Source organism: Photobacterium sp. WH24, from assembly GCF_019204055.1.
Taxonomy (GTDB): Bacteria; Pseudomonadota; Gammaproteobacteria; order Enterobacterales; family Vibrionaceae; genus Photobacterium; species Photobacterium arenosum.
In genome coordinates this window covers 1-1,748 of the sequence record NZ_JAGSOZ010000041.1, presented here as the reverse complement: position 1 = coordinate 1,748, position 1,748 = coordinate 1, and the positions used below count along the sequence as shown (strand labels likewise).

1 protein-coding gene is annotated in these 1,748 nt (G+C 48.4%); it reads left to right on the top strand.

All coding sequences use genetic code 11. From position 1 onward, the window contains the following. Window positions 1-288 precede the first annotated feature (288 nt). Window positions 289-1,275 carry a sugar-binding transcriptional regulator gene (locus tag KCG43_RS21205; protein ID WP_192017837.1) on the top strand — a complete coding sequence of 329 codons (987 nt, stop codon included), beginning with the start codon at window positions 289-291 and terminating at the stop codon, window positions 1,273-1,275. Window positions 1,276-1,748 lie beyond the last annotated feature (473 nt).

The window sequence follows — 1,748 nt, the reverse complement described above, 5'->3', positions numbered from 1 at the left end:
CTTCACCACTGAAAACGTGGTCAGCACAGCGAAAGAGCTGCTGTAAACCGAACCGAAACAATCATCGCCACCATGACAGTGGTTCCATGATTCAAAGGTCTGGCATTCATGTCAGGCCTTTTTTATCACCCCGATCATCACCTGTTCTCTTTCCTCAAACCCAGTGAGAAGAAGGCCGGCAAATCAATGCGGCAATGAAAACGCTGAACAAAGTGCATGACGGCTAACATTTGTTAAGCGCTTTTGAATCCATTACACTGACGCCACATCTGTGTATGGAACACCGCTATGACCACTTCACCGCCTACCGCTTCTTTTGACCATCAGCTGGAAGATACAGACCTGTTGACTGAAATTGCCATTTTGTATTACCAGCAAAGTGCAACGCAGGAAGAAATCTCGAAAAAATTCGGTATCAGCCGCCCTAAAGTCAGCCGTCTGCTCAGAAAAGCGCGGGAAGAAGGGATAGTGGAAATTACCGTTAAGTTCCATCCGATCCACAGCGCCCAGCTTGAACAGCGTTTGATGGACAGGTTTAACCTGAAACGAGCCTTGATTGCACTGGATCAACCCAGTGCACAAGAGCAACGAATGCAAGTCTCTACCCTGGTATCGGCCTATCTGGACGGTTATTTGAGAGATGATGTCGTTGTCGCGGTGGGTCAGGGGCAAAATGTTGCTGCTGTCGCCGATCATCCCGGTATTGTTTCCCATCGCAACGCGCGTTTTGTTTGCGCTATCGGCGGAACACACCGCAGCGGCGACACCATTAATGCGGATCATATCTGCCGCCGTCTGGCCAAAAAATTTGGCGGCACCAGCGAAACCTTATACGCACCAGCCTATGTCGACAGTGAAGTCACCCAGCAGGTGTTTATCACTCATCCCAATGTCAGCGAAACCCTCAATCAGGCCCGAAAAGCGGAGTTTGCCTTAGTCGGTATTGGCGATATGGATGAAAACAGCCATATGGTAAAACTGGGATGTTTCACGGCGAAAGAGTTTGTTGAAGCCAGACTCAATGACGGCATTGTCGGCGATATCGGCGGCTTTGACTTCTTCCGCCTGGATGGACAACAGGCGGGAACACTGATGCGTGGCCGGGTTGTCGGACTGGAAATGTCAGATTTGCATCGTATCCCGAATGTGATTGCTATGGCCAGTGAGAGCCGGAAGGCGCTGGCGATTCTGGGCGCGTTAAGAACTGGCGTGATAGATGTACTGGCAACCAGCGCAAGTTGTGCGATGGCCTTGCTGAACATGTCTGACTCATAAGCACAAATGGCAGCTACAGCGACATACGGGTTCAACCAGTCACTGCTTATATTCTCAACGGGTGAACAAAATTACACTAATCTTCTTTTTGTTCACTCCTGAGATGGTCACTGCTTCTGCAAACGCGCTGTTAACACCTCCTCCGTTCTATAATGACACGCAGAAATCACACTGGCATTTAGCACAAACAGATATCACACTGATTGATATCATATTTTTATATTTCCATCAGCGTCATCACTATCGAACCACGCAAAACACAACGAATTATCCCGCTTTTCCTGCCATCAGGGACTGTACCGATTCGGGCCAGATTCACCCTCATTTTCTGTAACGTAGGGTTTGACATTTGTGGCAAAAAGCTCAAATATGAGCACTTCATTTGCTCAGGCGCATTACATTCGTTCATGCATAATGAACCGCCACCGGGCAGAACGTCATTTCTTACCACATATCAAAAAGGTTTTACTGAG